The organism is Moorena sp. SIO3I8, from assembly GCF_010692325.1.
Classification (GTDB): Bacteria; Cyanobacteriota; Cyanobacteriia; order Cyanobacteriales; family Coleofasciculaceae; genus Moorena.
In genome coordinates this window covers 62,137-83,516 of sequence record NZ_JAAHHW010000019.1, presented here as the reverse complement: position 1 = coordinate 83,516, position 21,380 = coordinate 62,137, and the positions used below count along the sequence as shown (strand labels likewise).

At 44.5% G+C, this 21,380-nt stretch carries 19 protein-coding genes, 1 tRNA gene and 1 pseudogene; 13 read left to right on the top strand and 8 right to left on the bottom strand.

The window, feature by feature from the left end; all coding sequences use genetic code 11:
• A pseudogene (locus F6K51_RS10555) lies at positions 1-307 on the bottom strand (hypothetical protein); the annotation flags it as partial.
• A 310-nt stretch (positions 308-617) separates the two neighbouring features.
• Here F6K51_RS10555 and F6K51_RS10550 point away from each other — a divergent pair.
• Complete coding sequence (locus F6K51_RS10550; protein WP_293020139.1) at positions 618-836, top strand: hypothetical protein; 219 nt, start codon at positions 618-620, stop codon at positions 834-836.
• A gap of 158 nt (positions 837-994) precedes the next feature.
• Here F6K51_RS10550 and F6K51_RS10545 read toward each other — a convergent pair whose 3' ends face one another.
• Both F6K51_RS10545 and F6K51_RS10540 read right to left on the bottom strand, forming a co-directional pair.
• A complete protein-coding gene (locus F6K51_RS10545; RefSeq protein ID WP_293020137.1) occupies positions 995-1,555 on the bottom strand; it encodes a Uma2 family endonuclease in 561 nt (186 codons plus the stop codon).
• Positions 1,556-1,579: 24 nt separating this feature from the next.
• A complete protein-coding gene (locus F6K51_RS10540) occupies positions 1,580-1,783 on the bottom strand; it encodes a hypothetical protein (protein WP_293020136.1) in 204 nt (67 codons plus the stop codon).
• Positions 1,784-1,814: 31 nt separating this feature from the next.
• Between F6K51_RS10540 and F6K51_RS10535 the strand changes: the two genes are divergently transcribed.
• On the top strand, positions 1,815-1,946 hold the full coding sequence (locus tag F6K51_RS10535; RefSeq protein WP_293020135.1) for a hypothetical protein: 132 nt from the start codon (positions 1,815-1,817) through the stop codon (positions 1,944-1,946).
• Positions 1,947-1,955: 9 nt separating this feature from the next.
• On the opposite strand, the gene F6K51_RS10530 is transcribed toward F6K51_RS10535, so the two are convergent.
• Positions 1,956-2,561, bottom strand: coding sequence for a hypothetical protein (locus F6K51_RS10530; RefSeq protein ID WP_293020133.1), 606 nt, complete (start codon positions 2,559-2,561; stop codon positions 1,956-1,958).
• Positions 2,562-2,962: 401 nt separating this feature from the next.
• On the opposite strand from F6K51_RS10530, the gene psb28 reads away from it, so the two are divergent.
• Together psb28 and F6K51_RS10520 are read left to right on the top strand one after the other, a co-directional pair.
• A complete protein-coding gene (gene psb28 / locus F6K51_RS10525; RefSeq protein WP_293020132.1) occupies positions 2,963-3,349 on the top strand; it encodes a photosystem II reaction center protein Psb28 in 387 nt (128 codons plus the stop codon).
• A gap of 102 nt (positions 3,350-3,451) precedes the next feature.
• On the top strand, positions 3,452-4,366 hold the full coding sequence (locus F6K51_RS10520) for a TIGR01777 family oxidoreductase (protein ID WP_293020131.1): 915 nt from the start codon (positions 3,452-3,454) through the stop codon (positions 4,364-4,366).
• Between the two features lie 72 nt (positions 4,367-4,438).
• On the opposite strand, the gene murA is transcribed toward F6K51_RS10520, so the two are convergent.
• Positions 4,439-5,839, bottom strand: coding sequence for a UDP-N-acetylglucosamine 1-carboxyvinyltransferase (murA, locus tag F6K51_RS10515; protein WP_293020129.1), 1,401 nt, complete (start codon positions 5,837-5,839; stop codon positions 4,439-4,441).
• Positions 5,840-6,159: 320 nt separating this feature from the next.
• On the opposite strand from murA, the gene F6K51_RS10510 reads away from it, so the two are divergent.
• Together F6K51_RS10510 and F6K51_RS10505 are read left to right on the top strand one after the other, a co-directional pair.
• Positions 6,160-6,243, top strand: a tRNA-Leu gene (locus tag F6K51_RS10510).
• Between the two features lie 17 nt (positions 6,244-6,260).
• Positions 6,261-7,040, top strand: a complete 780-nt coding sequence (locus F6K51_RS10505; protein ID WP_293020128.1) for an RNA methyltransferase — start codon at positions 6,261-6,263, stop codon at positions 7,038-7,040.
• A gap of 366 nt (positions 7,041-7,406) precedes the next feature.
• Here F6K51_RS10505 and F6K51_RS10500 read toward each other — a convergent pair whose 3' ends face one another.
• Positions 7,407-7,943 carry a jacalin-like lectin gene (locus tag F6K51_RS10500; RefSeq protein ID WP_293020127.1) on the bottom strand — a complete coding sequence of 179 codons (537 nt, stop codon included), beginning with the start codon at positions 7,941-7,943 and terminating at the stop codon, positions 7,407-7,409.
• A gap of 457 nt (positions 7,944-8,400) precedes the next feature.
• On the opposite strand from F6K51_RS10500, the gene F6K51_RS10495 reads away from it, so the two are divergent.
• The 6 genes from F6K51_RS10495 (at position 8,401) to F6K51_RS10470 (ending at position 14,738) form a co-directional block, all read left to right on the top strand.
• Positions 8,401-8,529 (top strand): hypothetical protein, encoded by a 129-nt coding sequence (locus tag F6K51_RS10495; protein WP_293020126.1) that lies wholly within the window; start codon positions 8,401-8,403, stop codon positions 8,527-8,529.
• A 112-nt stretch (positions 8,530-8,641) separates the two neighbouring features.
• Entirely contained in the window at positions 8,642-10,072 is a 1,431-nt protein-coding gene (gene lpdA, locus F6K51_RS10490) for a dihydrolipoyl dehydrogenase (RefSeq protein ID WP_293020125.1), read from the top strand.
• Between the two features lie 104 nt (positions 10,073-10,176).
• Entirely contained in the window at positions 10,177-11,067 is an 891-nt protein-coding gene (trpC, locus tag F6K51_RS10485; RefSeq protein ID WP_364301183.1) for an indole-3-glycerol phosphate synthase TrpC, read from the top strand.
• Positions 11,068-11,133: 66 nt separating this feature from the next.
• Entirely contained in the window at positions 11,134-11,418 is a 285-nt protein-coding gene (locus F6K51_RS10480) for a DUF5340 domain-containing protein (protein WP_293020122.1), read from the top strand.
• 404 nt (positions 11,419-11,822) lie between these two features.
• On the top strand, positions 11,823-12,977 hold the full coding sequence (locus tag F6K51_RS10475) for an alanine--glyoxylate aminotransferase family protein (RefSeq protein WP_293020121.1): 1,155 nt from the start codon (positions 11,823-11,825) through the stop codon (positions 12,975-12,977).
• A 981-nt stretch (positions 12,978-13,958) separates the two neighbouring features.
• On the top strand, positions 13,959-14,738 hold the full coding sequence (locus tag F6K51_RS10470; RefSeq protein ID WP_293020119.1) for a WecB/TagA/CpsF family glycosyltransferase: 780 nt from the start codon (positions 13,959-13,961) through the stop codon (positions 14,736-14,738).
• A 428-nt stretch (positions 14,739-15,166) separates the two neighbouring features.
• Here F6K51_RS10470 and F6K51_RS10465 read toward each other — a convergent pair whose 3' ends face one another.
• On the bottom strand, positions 15,167-15,358 hold the full coding sequence (locus F6K51_RS10465; protein ID WP_293020117.1) for a hypothetical protein: 192 nt from the start codon (positions 15,356-15,358) through the stop codon (positions 15,167-15,169).
• Between the two features lie 26 nt (positions 15,359-15,384).
• On the opposite strand from F6K51_RS10465, the gene ftsE reads away from it, so the two are divergent.
• Positions 15,385-16,056: a cell division ATP-binding protein FtsE gene (gene ftsE / locus F6K51_RS10460; RefSeq protein ID WP_293020115.1), complete on the top strand. Its 672-nt coding sequence runs from the start codon at positions 15,385-15,387 to the stop codon at positions 16,054-16,056.
• Between the two features lie 20 nt (positions 16,057-16,076).
• On the opposite strand, the gene F6K51_RS10455 is transcribed toward ftsE, so the two are convergent.
• Positions 16,077-21,329, bottom strand: a complete 5,253-nt coding sequence (locus tag F6K51_RS10455; RefSeq protein WP_293020113.1) for a PAS domain S-box protein — start codon at positions 21,327-21,329, stop codon at positions 16,077-16,079.
• Positions 21,330-21,380 lie beyond the last annotated feature (51 nt).

Below are 21,380 nucleotides of genomic sequence, written 5' to 3'. Positions count from 1 at the left end.
AACTCCTCAGTTTGATAACTGATACAATTGTTTCAACTGTAACTCCCAAACCAACTACGAACAAAGGATCTTTTCCACATCTGCTCATCCTTTTGTAAACAAATATTAATTTCGCCAGCCGTATCAAAATTGGGGGACTTTTACAAGCAAATTGACTCTTCCCCCAAAGTTGGGGGGTTAGGGGGGCAAAATTCAGTATAAAAAACTTTTCAGATATCCTCTTAGGGGGAGTACCTTCAATTGGGTAGTCTAAGGATAATTGACCTGATCGATCGATTTTTCCACTAGCAGTAATTGCTTTTATCATAACTATACCAAAGGGAACAGGGAACAGGGAACAGGGAACAGGGAGTAGGGAGTAGGGAGTAGGGAGTAGGGAGTAGGGAGTAGGGAAAAGAGAACAAAAATTCTCACAATTCATTTAGGATTGGTATAGTTGTAGTGGTGGAGTATGTTAACTACTATAATTTTACAGTATTTTTCAATGGAGTGAGGTATAAAGTTCTGGTTTTTAGGGAGTATGCAACAAAAATTATCACTATTTCGACAGGGATTGCTATAGTGCGCTCGCTCCCCCAATTTGTTATAATTAAACCTATAATTAGGGCAGTTTAACGATGACACTAACTACCGATCCAGAACCGAACCACAATCAAGATTCAGAACCAACATTAACTGATGTAATCCGAAAACTGGATCAGCTTTCAGATGAAGTTAAAAAGTTTGATGAAAGATTTAGCAATTACCAACAAGCCACGCAATGGGTGATTCAGTTAGCTTTTGGCTTAATTGCCAGTGCTACTGTTATCGTCATTGTTAGTAATGTTTTAAAATAACTCAAGACTCAAATAAGAAGTACTCTAATTTAATAAAGGTAACTCTTGACCTCTACCTTGGTAATCTTCTACCAAAAGCTCTAAGACTTCTTGTAAGCAGTCAGCTGACGGCTGACGACTGTTCGCGTAGCGTGAGCTTTTAGCTCACGGCTGACTGCTTACGTTACATCTTCATACAAAGCCTCAAGACTAGTTCTAAAATCCACAGTTTCTAGATGAATCTCACTGCCCGGATAATAAAATTGCAATGTCCAAACTCCCTCGGAATTCCGGCGAAAGCAGTCTAGGCGTTTACGATTTTGGCTAATTAAAACATATTCCACCAAGGTTTCTAACTGTTGATAGTCAGAAAATTTGTCACCCCGGTCAAACGCCTCAGTCTTGGGAGATAAAACTTCTACAATTAAACAAGGATATTTTTTATAATTAGCCAATTCTCGGTCTCTGGCATCGCAAGTCACCATAACATCAGGATAATAATAACTATTGGATGCTTCAACATAAGTTTTCATATCTGCCATATAAACCCGACAGCCAGTGCCCCTGACATGATTTCTTAAGGCTGAAGCCAGGTTAAGGGCAATAGTAACATGGGCATCACTAGCGCCAGCTATAGCATAGACTTCTCCATCACTATACTCATGTTTGATGGCACTATCTTCTTCGTAGGATAGATACTCTTCTTTGGAAATGTAATTGGGGATTTTATCAGCAATCATGATAGTTTCAATACAGTGACTTTATTAGTATAGAATAAAGGGAGTAGGGAGTAGGGAGTAGGGAGTAGGGAGTAGGGAGTAGGGAGTAGGGAGTAGGGGAAAGAGTGTGGGGAGTGTGGGTAGAGAGGATACTGAAGAAGTAATTTTCGATAATTGGGTATAGTTAAAGACATTGTATTGATGCAGTCGATCATCGATATCTGATGATATTATCGCCTCCTTAATCAAAACTCGTTGATCATACTTTTAAATAAAAGTAATGGTTGAGAGCAAGGATAAATTTAAACTAAAAATTGCGATCAGCGCGTTTTTCATACTTATATTCCTATTCTCTATTCCCGATTCCCGATTCCCGATTCCCGACTCCCTAATTAAAAACCACTATAATTAATTAACCGTTTCAATTCATAATCCCGACTAAAATTTCCAGCAACTCGGTTAGCTCTTCTGGGACGAGGTAGCGCTTGGGGTCTTGTTGTATAGAACGTTCTTGGCGATTAAAAGTACCGAAACGCCAGTCTTCTCCGGTGGTAACAATGCCATACAAAATTCTCTGGTCAGACTGGAGCCACTGATCAAGGGCAACCAACTCCACCGCCAGTTGAGTGAAGCCCCGTACCAGATCAGATTGTTTGGCTTCTATCACAATCACGTTATGGTTAGCAATATAATAATCTAAGGTTCCCCGCAGGTGTTCGCTAACTGCAATAGAATATTCAATGTAAATGCGGTGATTAGTTAGATCCACTACTTCAAACAGAATTGGTGCGATCAAGGCTTCGCGACGGGCAGTTTCGTTGATCAGCTCGATGCGCTTGCGGTTACGCTGGAGTTGGTGCAGCAGGGGTTCAATAGCAGCAGTGAAGGGTTGACGGGGAAGATCGATATGCGATCGCACAAAGGTACAGTCAAATTCAGCCAAGATATCTTCTAGGGTAAAGGGAAGGTCAAAATATTGGCTAAAGCTGTAAGGTTGTCCAGTTTTAAGAATGCGGCGGCGGTTCATTTGTGGTTAGTCTTCCTTGGTTTTGAGGAAATTCGGAGCAGGGACTTAATAGCAATAGTAAAGAAAGCAAGCTACTTTTTTATGTTATGATAAATTACCAAAATTGCTCATAAACTTTTTATCAAAAATATACCTATATTTTATCATTAAATATCCTCAATTAACTGGAAATAATAGCAAAAATAATTGCTTAGCAAAAGTGTTGTAAATCATAGGAAGTAAATCCAAAAAATACCAATTAAAGTAGGCTGAGCAAAGCCATCTAATCTAGTTCCCTACTCTCTACTCCCCACTCCCTACTCCCCACTCCCCACTCCCTACTCCCTGTTACCTATAAAAATAATTTTGTCAACCCCTCCCAAGGCGATATACTAAAATTTAACGATGTTTTTATATTTCAAATGAACTCCTCAACACCATCCATCCAATTCTTTGACGGTATTTATGAACAGCTGAGTGACGTCAGCCTCAGAAAAAACCGAAGCTCAGGAGCCCGCATCGTCTTAATGACCTTTGAAAGCTTAAAGGCTATTGAACAATTCAACAGTTATAGAAACCGATTTTCTCAATCAATGGTCTTAACAGACGAAGAAGGGGTCATTAATATGACTCCATCCTCAATAAAATTTCGCTTCGGTGGTCCAGAAGGAGATGAGCTAGCAGGAGTGGAGTGTAAAGTTGAAATTGATCAAGACGACCACTGGGAACGCTTCATGCGCTTCATGAATCGGTACGCTGAAGCTAATGGCATGGCTTACGGTGAAAGCAAACCATCTACTGAAGGATAATTACCCATCCTGAACATTTCCCCCGGTCTTTGGGTCCCGTTCCAGGTTAACCTAAGCCATAAGTGTGCTATCAGACACGATATCAAGTATCAAGGATGAAGTATGAAAGTCGCAATTACTGGAGCAACAGGATTTGTCGGTAGCCGCTTAGTCGAGCGTCTACAAGAAGAAGGACATCAACCCTTAATCTTAACCCGTGACTCAGCTAAAGCTAGGAAGCAATTTCCCAATATAGAAACTATTACCTACACTCCCACCGAATCAGGGGATTGGCAAAATGCGATCGCAGGCTGTGATGGTGTAGTCAATTTAGCCGGAGCCCCCATTGCTGAAGAGCGCTGGACAGCAGCCCGTAAGCAAGAAATCCTCAATAGCCGCCAATTAGGTACCCAAAAAATAGTGGAAGCGATCGCTCTTGCTGACCCTAAACCCACGGTATTAGTAAACGCTTCTGCCATTGGTTACTACGGCACTAGTGAAACAGTAACCTTTGATGAAACAAGTCCTGCTGGAGACGACTTTCTGGCAGAGGTTTGTCAAGCCTGGGAAGGGGAAGCCCAGAAAGTCAAAGAAGCTGATGTACGACTAGTGATACTGCGCCTCGGTATAGTTTTGGGCAATGGCGGTGCCTTAGCCAAAATGATACCCCCCTTTCAAATGTTTGCTGGAGGGCCAATCGGTACCGGTCGCCAATGGTTTTCTTGGATTCACCGAGACGATGTAGTGAACTTAATCATAGCTGCCCTAACCAGACCAGACATGGAAGGGATTTTTAATGCCACAGCCCCCAATCCTGTCTTGATGTCCGAACTATGTAACGCCATTGGAGAGGTTCTCAATCGTCCCTCCTGGTTACCAGTTCCCAGTGTTGCCCTAGAAGCCCTGCTGGGAGAAGGAGCCACAGTAGTCTTGGAAGGTCAACAGGTGCTACCCAAACGAACCACTAGTTATGGATGGGAATATCAGTATTCCACAGTAAAGCAAGCTCTAGTAGAGATATTGAAAACTGAAAACTGAAAATTGAAAATTGATCACAATTAACAATTAACAATTTCTCAATGACTAATGACTAATGACTAATGAGTATGACTACTTCTGTGTTGCAGTCATAGCATTAGTGGGAGTCGGAGGAAGTTCCTCTTCCTCTATCTGAGCCGGAACCCGTTCTACTCTAGCACCAAGTTGTCGGAGTTTACCCTCCAAATCGTCATAACCCCGGTCTAAATGACGGAGTCCCTGAATCGTAGTTATTCCTTCTGCCCCTAACCCAGCGACCACAAGTGCAGCAGATGCCCGTAAATCCGTACCCACTACTGGTGCTCCCGACAACATTGGCACACCTCGGATAATCGCATTATTCCCTTTAACCCGGATATCCGCCCCCATACGATTCAATTCGGCAACATGACGCAGCCGATTTTCAAAAACCGTTTCGCTAACCACACAGTTTCCTTCACTCAGAGCCAGCAACGCCGTAAACTGGGCTTGCATATCCGTAGGAAATCCAGGATAAGGCAAAGTTTCAATATCCGTTGCCCTTAGTTTATTGGGAATAATTCGTAAGCGATTGGGTTCTTCCACCATCACCTCACTACCAATTGCCCGTAGCTTAGCAATCACAGCAGTTAAATGTTCCGGTATTACTGGGTAAAGGCTCAGTTCAGAGTGGGTAATTGCCCCAGCTACCAAGAAAGTGCCAGCCTCAATCCGGTCAGGAATAATCGGGTAATCCACCGAATGTAAACTAGAAACCCCAGAGATACTAATAGTTTTAGTACCAGCACCACTAATTTGAGCTCCCATTGCTCGGCAGAAATTCGCCAAATCCACCACTTCTGGCTCTTGAGCAGCATTTTCAAGGGTGGTTTCCCCTTCTGCCAGAGTCGCTGCCATCAGCAGAGTTTCCGTTGCCCCGACACTGGGGTAATCCAGGTAGATTTTTGCCCCCTTTAGCTTGTTGTTACCTGTTCCTTTCACATAAGCATTGACAATCCCATGCTCAATATGAACTTGAGCGCCCATCGCTTGTAGACCCCTGACATGGAGGTCTACAGGTCTAGCACCAATCGCACAGCCACCAGGCAGTGGTATCCGTGCCACTCCCAATCGCGCTAGCATCGGACCAAGGATAAAAAAGCTAGCTCGCAGCTGGCTAACCAACTCATAGGGAGCTTTTGATTGTCCGATATGGCTGACATCTAAATCTAAGATGTCACCATTGCGTTTGAGCTTCACTCCCACAGCAGCAAGAATCTGGCTCATCCGCTCGATATCTACTAGGGAAGGCACATTACGCAGTCGGCAATCTTGAGAACACAGTAAAGCCCCTGCCATAATTGCCAAGGCAGAATTTTTAGCTCCACTAATTTTTACCTGTCCGTGGAGAGACGCTCTACCCCAAATCTTGAGAACCGATTCGTTTTCCTGGGACAGAGATTGGGGATTTATCGGGCTTTGAGAGTGATTAATGGGTCTATCCTCCAAAATCATTGCAATTTCTGGCGAAATGTTAAATTTGGTTTTGATTTTACCTGAAAGTTTTTAAATGTCTAGTTTTCCACGTATCTTGATCGAATGTCAGGTTTTCCACTATACTCAGTAGTTGGCAATGTAAACCGGGAAATTTGCAGGCGTTGCGGCTATCGACAAGTTTCTTGTCCAAAATCCCAGTAAATGCTGTATACTAAAAAACCGGTGAGCTAATAGAGCAAACCCTATAGCAACCCTAAGTTTAATCCTCAACCGTGACAGTTCTGAATCAGAACTGACCACTATCGGAATCACCAGCGATTGCTATAGCGCCAACAAACGCGGAACTGGCGGAATTGGTAGACGCGCTAGATTCAGGTTCTAGTGTTCGCAAGGACTTCCGGGTTCAAGTCCCGGGTTCCGCATAATTAGCCAGACTTGTATGCTGACAAGCACTAAGAATCCCCTAGTCAAGGAAATTCGGAAGCTGCACAGAGTAAAAGGACGTCGGCAGCAAGACCTATTTCTGTTGGAGGGAACCAACCTGTTGGCAGAAGCCTGTGCCGTAGATTATCCCCTAGTCACCCTCTGCTATACACCAGAATGGCTTGAAGCTCATCCACAACTATCCCAAGATGCTTCCGTTCGGTCTCAAAGAGTGGAAGTGGTAAGTCAGTCTGTACTAAAAGCGATCGCTACTACAGTTGAGCCAGATGGAGTAGTAGCCACAGCAACCCGTCTTCCCCTTTCCCCTAAACCCCTCAATTCCCTCTCCCTAGGGCTAGCCCTAGAAACCATACAAGACCCAGGAAATCTTGGAACAATCATTAGAACTGCCGTAGCTGCTGGTGCAGAAGGATTGTGGCTAAGTTCCGATAGTGTAGAGCTAGATAATCCTAAAGTATTGCGAGCCTCAGTTGGTCAGTGGTTCCGTCTTCCCATGGCAGTTACCCCGGATTTGCCCACCCTCGTAGCTCAAGCTCAAGCTCAAGGGATACAAGTAGTGGCCACAGTACCAGATGCTAAGGTCAGTTACTGGGACATAGATTGGCGCTGTCCTAGCTTAATACTCCTGGGCAATGAAGCAGCTGGACTTAAGGAAGAGTTAGTAAACACCACAGATCAGCAAGTTAAGATTCCCCTGATGCCAGGGGTAGAATCCTTAAATGTAGCGATTGCTGCTGCCTTGATGTTGTACGAAGCTAAACGGCAACGTTTTTGAAAGTATTTAGTCTCAAGTTTTAGGTGGGCTGGTTGACTGACAAAACTGTAAGCATAAGCTTACACAAAACTCAACCAGCGTAGTCAAACCACCTTACTTTAAAGGCATCTATAGCAGTCGAAGCCTAGTTTAGGACAGTCACTTTTCCTCAAACCTAGATACAAAGCTAGTTTAACTTCTGACTTCTGACTTCAAACTTCTGACTTCTGCTATAATTTTATGATTTCTATAAAAAATAGTGTTCTTGGAATTCCAAAAACACTATATAAATAATTGCCTTATCAAAAAAACAATAAAGTAGGGTTTATTAAGAACTATCCCCGGTTACCCAACAAGATGGGAATACGGATGATAACTATCCCCAGTTTATTCACACCCGGTGTCGATATAGACTCCCAAAGAAGTGAGATAGCCACTGGCGCTGCCGAAGAATGATTGAATGGTGGGTTGGGCAGCTTTTAAAGTGAATGGCTTTCGGTTTGATGTTGATTGCATAGTACCAAACGGACCATAGGTCTTGCCCTTAAGAGTCTTAAATGTTAATTGGGCAATTAAGGGTTTGTTGCCAGCATATGAATAGTCTGCAACGTAACCATCTACTTCTACTAATGGATCATCTGCACTAAAATTGATGGTGGTCTCTCCGCCGCCAGTACCTCCATTCTGAAATGATTTTCCATTGGCATAACTTACCTTGAAGCCATCAATAATCCACCCATGATGAACCGTGATTTCAGTAATTGGACCTAATGTGCTGGCCTCAGGGAAATTATAAAATTCAGTGGTTGTCCGTCCTACAGGGCCTTCAATAACTTGGGCTTGGGCAGGAGAAACCCCTAGAGTTGTGCTCAGCAAGACTACTGCAGCCAATAGTCCAATAAACTGAAAAAATCGCTTAAACATTACTTAAAACCTCAATCTTTTAAAGGATTTGTAACCCACCCGAATCTAGCAGGTATGCTAGCCAAAATATTGAATTATTTAAAAAAAATTTAGATTTATAAAAAAAATATTATTTTTGACATATTATGGCTCAATATATGCTCAAGATTTCAATGGTAAGAGGCAAGAGGCAAGAGGCAAGAGGCAAGAGGCAAGAGGCAAGAGGGGAAACAGATTCGGGGTTTTATGGTTCAATAAAAAAAGACCATACAGCTTGAAATATCAAATACAAATGCTATATATGAGCAAGCTAAAAGCCATGAAGGGGCGATAGCTTGAGTACAAATGCTCTGCATAAGTGACATACACCCCATCTAACTTAAGTAAGTTTAAAAAAATCTCTAGTTATGACTTGTAACTAATAACAATTAAGGTATTGGAGCTAACTAAAATTTTTTCTATAGCGGTTTCTAGCCTAATGAGGTACACAGGAGTTTTTCCGTGTTCCGTGTTCCCACGTCCGAAGTTCCCTGTTCCCTGTTCCCGATTCCCGATTCCCTGTTCCCGATTCCCTGTTCCCTGTTCCCTGTTCCCTTTGCGATCCTAGATACTTCATACTTCACCCTCCCAATCTTAATAGTTGAGCACTTGCAATCCTGGATTGCTCAAGTTGAAAATAATAAGGACGAAGCATAGCCAATCTAACTCAGGAGATAGATGTGAGTCAAGACTTTGATTACGATTTATTGATTATCGGTGCTGGTGTGGGGGGTCATGGTGCTGCCTTACACGCAGTTAGCTGTGGTCTGAAAACCGCTATTATTGAAGCCGCTGACATGGGCGGAACTTGTGTCAACCGGGGCTGCATCCCTTCTAAAGCTCTATTAGCCGCATCAGGTAGAGTGCGAGAGCTACAGGACGCTCATCATCTCAATGCCCTTGGGATTAAAGTAGCAGGGGTTGAGTTTGACCGAAATGCGATCGCAAATCATGCCAGCAATCTAGTCAGTAAGATTCGTGGTGACCTGACCAACAGCCTAAAACGCTTGGGTGTGGATATTATTAAAGGCTGGGGTAAAGTAGCTGGACATCAAAAAGTAACCGTTGCTACAGACAATGGCGAAAAAACTATCACTGGCAAAGATATTATGATATCCGCTGGTTCAATTCCCTTTGTACCCCCAGGAATTGAGATTGATGGCAAAACCGTATTTACCAGTGATGATGCCATCAAACTAGAATGGCTGCCAGATTGGGTAGCAATCGTGGGCAGTGGTTACATTGGTCTAGAGTTTGCTGATGTCTACACAGCACTAGGGTCTGAAATCACCATGATCGAAGCCCTAGACGACCTGATGCCAACCTTTGACCCTGATATTGCCAAACTAGCCACACGCATCCTGATCAAACCTCGGGACATTGAAACCCACACTGGGGTGCTAGCGATGAAAGTAACTCCCGGTTCCCCGGTAGTAATTGAACTAGCAGATACCAAAACCAAGGAAGTAGTCGATGTGCTCGAAGTCGATGCTTGCCTGGTCGCTACAGGTCGGATTCCCGCCACCAAAGACCTAGGACTAGATGCCGTAGGAGTGGAAACAGACCGGCGCGGTTATATTCCCGTAGATGACACCATGGCAGTACTTTCAGCAGGGGAACCCGTGCCCCATCTTTGGGCAATTGGTGATGCCACTGGGAAAATGATGTTAGCCCATGCCGCATCCGCTCAAGGTATTGTCGCAGTAGAGAATATCTGTGGACGTCAGCGCACCATAGACTACCGCAGCATACCCGCAGCCGCCTTTACCCATCCAGAAATCAGCTACGTCGGCCTAAGCGAACCACAAGCCAAAAAATTGGCCTCCGAAGAAGGCTTTGAAGTATCCATTGTAAAATCATACTTTAAGGGGAATTCTAAAGCGATCGCAGAAGGAGAAGCAGATGGGGTAGCGAAAGTGATCTACCGTAAAGATACCGGGGAAGTCCTAGGAGTCCACATCCTAGGTATCCACGCCTCCGACTTAATTCACGAAGCCTCAAATGCGATCGCAAACAGACAATCGGTCAACTCCCTCGCCTACTTAGTCCATGCTCACCCCACTCTGTCAGAAGTACTCGACGAAGCTTACAAACGAGCTGTAACTCATTAGTCAAAATCCTTTGTTAATTGCTAATTAACAAAGGATTTTGGAACTGACGCACTGAGAAACTGACGCACTGAGGGACTGACGCACTCACGCACTATATAAAACTACTGATGCAAATTCGCCGACGCCCACCTAATCCAGCAGTTAAAATCCAAACCCTGCACTATCAAGTTGCACTACCAGACGATAAACCCCACCATATTCTCGAAGAAATTGTCTGGCACAAAGAGAAAGAAATTGACCAGATGCGGGAAAGTCTGCCTCTAGTGGAGTTGCGTAAGCGAGTACAAACAGCACCACCCCCCCGAGACTTTCTAGCAGCCCTAAAATCAGGAAAGACTAGCCCTGCCCTGATTGCAGAAATCAAAAAAGCATCTCCTAGCAAAGGGGTTATTCGAGAAAATTTTGACCCAGTAGCCATTGCTCAGTCATACAGCCAAGGTGGTGCTAGTGCGATCTCAGTGCTGACAGATCAAAAATTCTTTCAGGGTAGTTGGGAAAACCTGGCAAAAGTTCGTGCTGCTGTAGACTTGCCTTTGCTGTGTAAGGAGTTCATCATCTATCCCTACCAAATGTACATGGCTCGTAGTCACGGAGCAGATGCAGTTTTACTGATTGCAGCCATCCTTTCCGATCAAGACCTGCAATACTTTATCAAAATTGCTAAGACTCTGTCGATCACTCCCTTGATCGAAGTCCATACCCAATCTGAATTAGATCGAGTATTATCTCTCGATGGAGTTACCCTAGTAGGTATAAACAATCGTAACTTGGAAGATTTTTCCGTCGATTTACAAACAACCTGTCAATTACTAGCAGCAAGGGCTAACCAACTACTCGAACGTGGCATTCTGGTAGTCAGTGAATCAGGGCTTCATACCAACGCTCACCTTGATCAGGTAGCATCTGCCGGAGCCACAGCCGTCCTCATTGGTGAGTCATTGGTAAAACAGCCAGACCCAGCAGTTGCTATTGCCAGCTTGTTTAGCCATCAGTGACCCATAGCCCAAAAAAATAGTCAATTTTGATGGCAGACTCCGACTCACCGAGGTACAGCAAATTTCATGGATCCAATTCCCCTTCCATCTTATATTCACTACGAACTGCTGCTCCAACTGCTAGAGCGCCAAACCGCATTTGCTACCAGTCAAAACCCCCAATTGCGAGAGCAGGTTCATGAATTGATCAGTACTCTGCGTAAAGCCCTAGCTCAACAGAAGCAATTAGAACAAAGCTGTCAGCGAGCCAACTTGCCAATGGAGTATCGCTGGTCTCTCAACAGCGTCAAATTGGATGCCCATGACTCAAAAAATGGTTTACCGGATTCAGCAGGAAGACTTCCTAATTAAATTGTCAACTTCATAAATAAAAAACTAAGAAATTTAGTCACAGTATCCAGTTTGAGCCAATATATTTTGAGATTGTTACCTACTCCTGAGGAGCGTCACTCCCACTGTCGGCATCAATAACACATGCTCGCTATGGCTCCGAACTAAAGAGTGTCCTAACTTCAGGATGTCAATATACAAAGACTTTAAGGCAAGTTTAAATCTAGCGTGGCTGGGTCAGTCTTCGTGTAAGCATGGGTGGGGATAACCGCTCCCATGGTCCGGTGGTGAAACGCCAAAGTAACCGCTAAATTAACCTTGAATTTCCGGTTTTGTCCGGTAACATCCAAGACTTAATCGGTCAGTTCAGAGTAACTAACCAATCATCAGATCACAACAACCCTAGATACCAAGACTAACTACAGATGGAAGACAAGCTCAAACTAATGATTCCTGGCCCGACGCCAGTACCAGAACAAGTATTACTGGCCATGGCCAAACACCCGATCGGACACCGTAGTCCGGAATTTAGCGAAATCATGGCAGAGGTGAATGAAAACCTCAAATGGCTACACCAGACCAAAAATGATGTCTTGACTGTAACCGCTAGCGGTACCGGAGTTATGGAAGCTGGTATTATTAACTTCCTCAGTGCAGGCGATCGCGTTTTAGTTGGTTCTAATGGTAAATTTGGCGATCGTTGGGGAAAAATCAGTACTGCTTTTGGTCTGGAAGTGGACACCATTACCGCTGAGTGGGGTAAGCCCCTAGATACCGAGCAGTTTCGTGAAAAGCTAGAAGCTGATACCGAAAAGCAAATCAAAGCCGTAATCGTTACCCACTCTGAAACCTCTACTGGCGTTCTCAACGACTTAGAAACCATAAATCGTTACGTCAAAGACCACGGCGAAGCCCTAATTATTGTTGATGCCGTTACCAGCCTCGGAGCAGTCAATGTACCCATTGATGACTGGGGTCTCGATGTAGTAGGCTCTGGTTCCCAGAAGGGATACATGATTCCCCCAGGACTCGGATTTGTCAGTGTTAGTCCTAAAGCTTGGGAAGCCTACAAAACTGCTACCCTGCCCAAGTTTTACCTAGATTTAGGGACTTACAAGAAATCTACTGCTAAAAACAGCAATCCCTTTACCCCGCCAGTGAACCTAGTTATTGCCCTACAAGCTTCACTGGGCATGATGAAAAGAGAAGGGTTAGAATCAATATTTTCCCGTCACCAGCTTCTGATGCAAGCAACCCGCGCCGCCGTCAAAGCCCTATCATTACCTTTGTTTGGTTCTGATGAGTATGCTAGCCCAGCCGCAACGGCAGTGATTCCCACATCAGTAGAGTCCGAAAAAATTCGTTCTGTGATGAAAAAACGCTATAACATTGCTCTAGCTGGGGGACAAGACCACTATAAGGGAAAAATATTCCGCATTGGTCACTTAGGTTTTGTCTGTGAGCAAGATATTCTTGCTGTCATTGGTGCTCTCGAAGCCACCCTTCAGGAATTGGGACACCAATCCATGACACCAGGAGCAGGTATTGCTGCTGCTGCTAGTGTATTTGCTCAGAACTGATTAACAGTTGAAGGTTGAAGGTTGAAGGTTAAAAGTTGAAGGTTAAAAGTTGAAGGTTAAAAGTTGAAGGTTAAAAGTTGAAGGTTAAAAGTTTAAAATTGACGGTTGAAGGTTGACGGTTGACTGTGTTCTGCGGTAAATGGTCAACCGTCAACTCCTAATAGTCTTTTTAATTTTTAATGAAACTTCCGCCACCTAAGTTCAGTAAAGATGGCGGAATAATTCCTAATTGAGTTTAACACCACCATCAGATCCCAATTCTCAATTGGAACCCAATCACATACCCAATTCCCAAGTTTTCCTGATCAGTACGAAATCCTGAGGAATTAATTAAAGAAGTTTTGGCTCTGCCATAAGAGATCATCCTAATTGACACTCGCCGTCTTGAAAGAACGGCGATTCCCAGATCGACGAGCTGCCTTAAACCACTGTGTCCTAATCTTTGACGCCGCCAAAAAGTAAGCAATATCTAAACCAAAGACCCGTCAAGAACAAGAATTCAGTTTAGTTCACAGTAGACCCAGCGGGCAATTCTCGCGATCGCGTTTGGTTACTTGCTAGAAAGTGCGTGATTAAAGTCCGTTGCTTTCTCATTCACCTGGTTCCGGCGTGCCCCGCCGTACCGTTTTTATCTCAAATCGTGTTTTTGCTTGGTTCACACACCAACGGTTAATTGATGACTGGGTTTTTAAGGAGGACTTTCCCTACCCTCCGAGCATTATTATTTTAAGGTCAAGCAGGGGCGGGTCTCTCTCCCGGTTGCGCCAAGGCCAAAGGCCACGCTACGCGAACGGTTTTTCAACCTGTACTCATGGTTTCAGTATATCCTAGCGCTACATAATCGTCAACCTCAAATACTAGAATTATTTCTAGGGGACTAAATTCGCTAGTCACTTTCATCTCCGCTCGCTTTGTGACGGAGTTTTCAGTGTTTAAATTTCTAATAAAATACATGGGTGATGTGAGGGTATGCAAAAGCCAATGTTTGAAACAGCTGAACAATTTCCGGTCTTGGGGTTACCCGTTCACCTTTTAGACAACTACAGTCACTACTTAGACGATCGTCTCACTAAAGGTCTAGGTAGTCATGTAGTAACTCTAAATGCCGAAATGGCAATCCAGGGAGAGCGCAACCCTGAGCTAGCTGCCGTTATCAAGCAGGCAGAATTGGTGATTCCTGATGGGGCAGGTATTATATTTTACTTACGACTCCACGGTAAAAAAAAGCAGCGCTGTCCAGGAATTGAACTAGCTGAGTCTTTACTGGTCAAGGCTGGACAATACGGAGAATCTTGCCCAGTGTTCTTCTATGGGGCAGCCCCTCATGTAGTCCAAAAAACAGCTAGGGTTTGGCAGAAGAGAGTTCCAAAATTAGCGATCGCTGGAATTAGTCATGGCTACCTCAGTGCAGAAGCAGAGGAAGACTTAAAGCTCACCTTAAAAGAACAACAGCCTAAAATCATACTAGTCGGCTTAGGTGTACCACGTCAAGAATTTTGGATTGCCCAGAATCGCCACCTGTGTCCCCAATCCACTTGGATTGGTGTTGGTGGTAGCTTTGATATCTGGTCAGGGGCTAAAACCCGTGCGCCAGGCTGGTTCCGGAAGAATAATCTCGAATGGTTATATCGGTTGTATCAAGAACCCCACCGTTGGCGGCGAATGATGGTTCTGCCTCAGTTTGCTCTCAAAGCTTTAGGTCAAAGAATGATGGTTCTGCCTCAGTTTGCTCTCAAAGCCTTAGGTCAAAGGTTGGCATAAGCTAATCCCTAATCAATAGAGGTGCAACTATTAGCCTTATAGCTCTCTAAACCTTGTCAAACATTATCCATTATTTTATAATCAAATAAGTTAGTAACTTGTTTAACTTCGGAACACTACCGCCCAACGAAGAACTAAAAGCTTTGGCAGCTGGTCGTAAGTTAAGCGACGTAAAATAATGGACTGAGTGAAGTTACAGTGCGGTTTGAGAGTAGGCAGAAGAGCCTCCATTAATAAAAATAGCGCAATGCTTTTGGCATTGCTTTGTCGGCAACAACCATTAGTTAAAACTAATGCTATACCATCGTCCTATCTGCTTGTGAGTAGGTTTGTACAGGTTAAATGTTGCACCTGAATCAATACACCTGACAACATGAGTATTGTCGAGTATTATCTTGATGCGATCGCATAAGCGCGGAAGCTTTGCTTCATCGCCTTTGGCGATTGGCCGTAGGCCACGCTACGCGAACGCTCGTTGGGGAGCGGCTGTGTGCTAAGGCTTGCCTCAGCACCTTCTCAGCCTCGTGGAATACCAGTCCCTCATCTGACTCCCCATTTCCCCATTTCCCCATCTCCCCATCTCCCCATCTCCCCATCTCCCCATCTCCCCATCTCCCCACACTTCCCTATCTTTCCCTAATCCCTAATGACCCAGAAAGCGATAATCAAATTACAAGGAGTGACAACAACCTATCCCAACAACCGAGGTTTGTTTAACGTCAATCTAGAAGTCAAGTCAGGGGACTTTTTATTTATCACAGGGCCTTCTGGTGCTGGTAAATCCACATTGCTAAAGTTACTCTATGGTGAACAGCGCCCCACCCAAGGGAAAGTATTTGTCGATCAAATCAATGTTGGGCAATTACGAGGCGATCGCTTGTCATTCCTACGCCGTCGCCTAGGGATTGTTTTTCAGGACTACAAACTAATTCCCAAGCGAACTGTGTCAGAGAATATCGCTTTTGTTCTGTGGGCACAGAGTTTCACTCGCAAAGAAATTAAGCGACGCCTAACACCAACCCTTAAATTAGTGGGTTTGCAAGACAAAGCCAACTGTTTTCCAGAGCAACTTTCAGGAGGAGAACAACAACGGGTAAGTCTAGCTCGTGCCATTGTTAGTACACCGCCCTTGATATTAGCTGATGAGCCAACAGGTAACCTGGATCCCGACAATTCTTGGCAGGTATTAAACATTCTCAGGAAACTCAATCACCTAGGCACTACAGTTATTGTCACAACTCATGATGAAAACTTAGTCAGAATCTCCAATCAGCCAGTAGTACAGCTGCGAGAAGGTCGTTTATATTCGCCTTTTTAGAGGCAATAGTTTACGAAAAATCATACATTATGGGTGAGGACTGGGCTGAAGGATTGTTGTTCAATTTTCTTAGCACTCTCGGTCAGTCCTGCTCTGACTTTTTGGTATTCAGACTCAAGCTGGGCAAAAATTTCCGCTGCTCCAGTGATAGTGTCCGACCTCCCCAGACTTTCCAGTTTCTGACACAGTTTGGATAGATTTATCCCCCCTAGGGTAGCGCTACTAGACTTTAATGTGTGAGCCGCAATTTCCATGGCTTTTGGATCTTCTTCAATAATTGCTTGAGCCATGTTTTTTACTAACCTCGGAGTATCTTTTAAGTAAATTTCAATCAAACCAAGCAAGCATTCCGCCCCCCCTTTTCCGATACTGTCGAGCAAGGATTGCAAAACCGAAAAGTCAACAGCTTGATCAGCTACTACTGGCTTGGTAAGTTCACGATGGTGCCGACCTTGACTCAAGGCACGGACTAACTCTGGTACCTGGATCGGCTTACTAATGTAATCATCCATTCCTGCACTCAGGCACATTTGTCGATCCCCTTCCATGGCATTAGCAGTCATGGCAATAATCCAGGGGCGTGAATGAGCTGGCCATTGTTCACAAATCTGTTGCGTCGCAGTTAAGCCATCCATTTCCGGCATTTGGACATCCATCAAAACCAGGTCATAGGGCTGACGACTCAGAGCTTGGAGTACTTCTAATCCATTACCCGCGACATCAGCCCGGTACCCCATCCGTTTCAACAATTGCAGGGCTAACTGCTGGTTAACGATATTATCTTCAGCCAACAAAATCCGCAAAGGATGCTTTTGCGCCATTTCGGTGTCAAGTTTTAGGTGTTGAGCAGGTGTGCGCTTAATCTTGATCGGCTGTCCGCTCATCACCTGGGTCAAAACATCGTAAAGCTGAGATTGCTTAATAGGCTTGTTTAAAACAGCTGCAATATCTAGCTGACTCTGATGATGCTTTGTATCTGATTGACTCATTGAGCTCAGCATTACCAAGGGCAAGGCTTGACCCTCAGACTGCTGGCGGATTTTCGTTGCTAGGGTAAAACCATCCATCTCAGGCATATACCCATCAAGAATGGCAATGTCAAATTTATCCCCCTGACTGAGCCAATCGAGAGCTTCTCTACCTGATGCTGCTGTCTGGGTAAGCATACCCCAAGACTTGGCTTGCTCGGAGATAATCGTGCGGTTGGTCGCACTATCATCCACAATCAGCAGCCGCTTTCCTTCTAACAATGGCTGAGATACTGGCAGGTTAGGTTCCTCGATCGGATCAGGCTGTTTAGCCAATACAGTGAAATAAAATTTAGAGCCTTGACCAACTTGACTCTCTACCCAAATTTTGCCACCCATCATGGTGGTGAGCCGTTGACAAATGGCCAGACCAAGACCTGTGCCTCCATATTGGCGAGATGTGGAGGAATCCACCTGAGAGAAGGACTGGAACAGGCGGTCGATCCGATCCTCAGGAATGCCGATGCCAGTATCCTTGACCACAAATTGGATTTCGTAGATTGAGGATTGGGTGGAAGGAGGACAAAATCTGGTGGTGTTAGGGTTGCGGGAAGAAATCTGGGGCTGAGGCGGTAAAAATACTCTGGTGTTGTCTCTCGTATTGTTCTGTGTTCCGTTCGCTCCCCTGACCCCGTTAATATAGCCGTTAATATAGCCCGTCTGGTCAAATCCTCCTTGTAGAGTGTAGTAGTTTCCATTGGGTAGAGTAGGGAAACTCAAAGAGTAATGTTTTCCGTAGTCAGAACCAGACGCCAACGGGTAGGAGTAGTTAGCAGTATTGCTTTGTTCTTTTTCTTTGCCATCAACCCATTCCCCTGTGCTCACTTCTCGGGCGGTTACAGAAACTAACACTTCCCCGATATGGGTAAATTTAATCGCATTCCCCAACAAATTGACTAGAATTTGGCGCAGCCGAGTCACATCTCCCACAATCATGGGTGGAGTGTTGGGATGGAATAGATAGGCTAACTCCAATTTTTTCTCAGCTGCTTTTGCCGCCAACAAATCTAGGGATTCCTCAATGCAAGTGATCAAATTAAACGGTTGTTCTTCTAACTCCAGCTTTCCAGACTCAATTTTGGAAAAATCCAAAATATCATTAATGATGGTGAGTAAACTATCCCCACTATTGCGGATCGTTTCCACAAAGTTTCGTTGCTGGGACGTTAGATCTGTATCCAGTAGCAAACCTGTCATGCCAATCACAGCATTCATCGGAGTGCGGATTTCATGGCTCATGGTTGCCAGAAATTCGCTTTTTGCCTGAGTGGCCGCTTCGGCAGTTCTTCTAGCTTGCTCTAGGGCAAAATTTTGCTCAGTCAATTGCTCTCGTTGGCGGGTTTCTTGCTCAAGCAGGTGAGCCTGAGCAATAGCAATCCCTACTTGGTCAGCCACGGCTTCGAGTAACTCAATTTCATCCAGACTCCACTGACGAAATTCATCACACTGATGTATTCCAATCACACCATTCGGTTCCCCCTGATAGGAAGTACGAATTACCAACATGGATTTGACTCCAATCTGCCGACATATTGGGATCATCGGTTTCAGAAGGGGGTCTTGGTAAACATTAGGGGAACTGATGGCTCGGTCTTGGACTAACAACTGCTCTAAATAAGGATTCCCCAGAATCGGAATTTCTAAATCCAGTATCGATAGATAACCCTTTTCTAAATACTCAGCAACTGTAGGAATGCGAGGATAGGGTTGGGAAACATAGGTATGAATGGTGCAACGATTGACCTGAAACACTTGACCAATTTGTGTGGCGGTGGTCTGAAAAATTTGTTTAGTTTTTAAACTTTGGCGGATTTCTTGGGTCACCTGTTTGAGTAGCATTACACGAGTCAGTTGCTGGTGTAATGCTTGCTCGGCTTGCTTTTGCTCAGATATATCAATCGATACACTTAATACCGCTGGCATGTGGGAAATTGCTAAGGAGAAGGGAATTTTGGTAGTTTGGATGATACGCTTTTCTCCATCGGGATAGATGATCGTCTCTTCTGGAAGGTGTGTCGGTTCTCCACTTTCCAATACCTGCAAATCCGCCTCTCTAAACTGGAATGATTTTAGGAAAGATTGAGGAAAATCTTCATCCCGATGGTATAGTAACTCATCTACTGTCGTACCATAAGCTTCCGCAACTGCTTTGTTAGCTAGAAGAAACTCTCCATCTCGGTTCTTGGCGTAAATGAAATGAGGCACTAAATCAATCACTTGACGCAGTTGTTTTTCACTTTCTTTCAGATGTGACTCGGTTAATTTACGATTTGTAATATCTTGGATAGTGCCAGAAGTCCCTGTGATACTATTGTCAGGATCTAGGGTTAATTGGGCATGAATTTCGAGCCAGCCTGAGCCCCCATCCTTGGTAATATACCTTAGTTCCTGCTGATAATACTCCTGTTTGTGGGTAATTAGGGATTGAAACAGTTCTATGTTAGTTTGACGATCATCAGGATGGAGATAATCAATAAAGTTAGTACCAATGCTATCTGCTACAGAAAAGCCCGTCATTTCTGTCCAAGTTGGATTGAGAAAGGTCAACACCCCAAGCCCATCGGTTTGGAAAATAACCTCTTGCACATTTTCCACCACTGACCGATACTGCTCCTCTCTCTCCAGCAAGGCCAGTTCAACTCGCTTGCGTTCGGTAATGTCTTCCACAGAGCCTTCGTAGTAGAGCAAATTCCCATTAGTGTCTCGGACAGGGCGCACATTTTCCAAAATCGAGATTACACTACCATCTTTGCGATAAGCCTGAGCCTCAATGGATGATACAGCACCATTTTCCGCGATTCTGTTAGTAAACTCGTTACGAGCCTCAGTGTCCAGATAAATTTGTTTTGAGACGTTCGTAATCGACTCCACTAGTTCTTCTGGGGAAGAATAGCCATAGATTCGCGCTAAGGCTGGATTGGCACTAATAAAGCGCCCATCGGGTGTAATCTGATAGATGCCCTCTACTGAATTCTCAAAAATGCTACGGTAATTCGCTTCAGCTTGCCGCAGCGCTTCCTCGGCTCGCTTGCGATTGGTGATATCACTAAAGGTACAAATGACTTGCTCTACTAACCCATCCACCCCCACCTGGGGATCTGCATTCACTAGTAACCATACCCAATCTTTAGTCGCTTGATTGTGGACACCCATAACCACATTTCTTACCAGTTTATGGGTGCTAATTGCCTGTTGGATAGGACGACTTTCGGTGGGGAATGGAGTGGTGTCTTCGTGAATGATAGTCCAATCCGAACCAAAAGGACTTTTATCCAACAATTCACTTTCGGTGAAGCCCAGTATATCCAGAGCCGCTTGATTAAAGAGCATGAATTCGGTTTTTGCCTCGAATAGCAATACCCCGACCTGCATTTCTCGAATCACGGTTCGGAATAGCCTTTCGCTCTCTTGCAATGCTTCTTGTCTAAGAGCTTGCAGTGCTTTACTCGTTTTCTGCTCGTAATATGAGGCAAGTAAGGTGAGGCTGAAGATGATTAGGTTAGTTATCCCGATTGTGCTTGTTACTACCGAAGTATTTAATGTTGGAGAAAACCCAGTGTCTAATGGTGGAGTAACGGGGAACTTGGCTGCCATCATGGTTGTATAGTGTACAGAGGTAATGGCTAATCCCAGGATCACTGCCCAGCAAAGCTTCCACCAATTAAGGACTTTTCTAGTTCCTACCCCCAAATCAAAGGATAGCCACAAGATGAAAAAGGATGTCAAGCTGGCTATAACAACGGATAGGGCAACTAAAAGGAGGTTGTAGTGAATCAGCCTTGGTATTCCCATGGCAGCGATCAGCAGGTAGGGTACGGATGCGATCGCTAATCCCATTACCACACTGCCCACCATTAAATGTCTGAGGTTGGTGATGCGGCTGACACTATAGAGTACGGCACCAGATATTAGCACTGCTACCCAGTAAGAAAGCAGTACCATCGGCATATCATAAGTGATGGGGATTGGGAACCGGAATGCTAGCATTCCCAAAAAGTGTATTGACCAAATCCCAACTCCCATGATCATTGCCCCACCAATCAGCCAACCTTTACGGTTACTCTTTTGTGAGGTTTTTACTTGTCTAGCTAGAATGAGCACCGTATAGGTCACAATCGAGGCGATAGCAATGGATAGAACAACTAACTGTAGGTCATAGGTACCACTCATTGCTCTATCTGTATCGCTAATTGGGACAGTTTCTATGAGAAAATTGAGCCAGACCAAAACCATTGAGTAGGGCATACCGAGATATTATCTCCCAGACCTTCTAGGGGCCATGTTGATATATTTCTT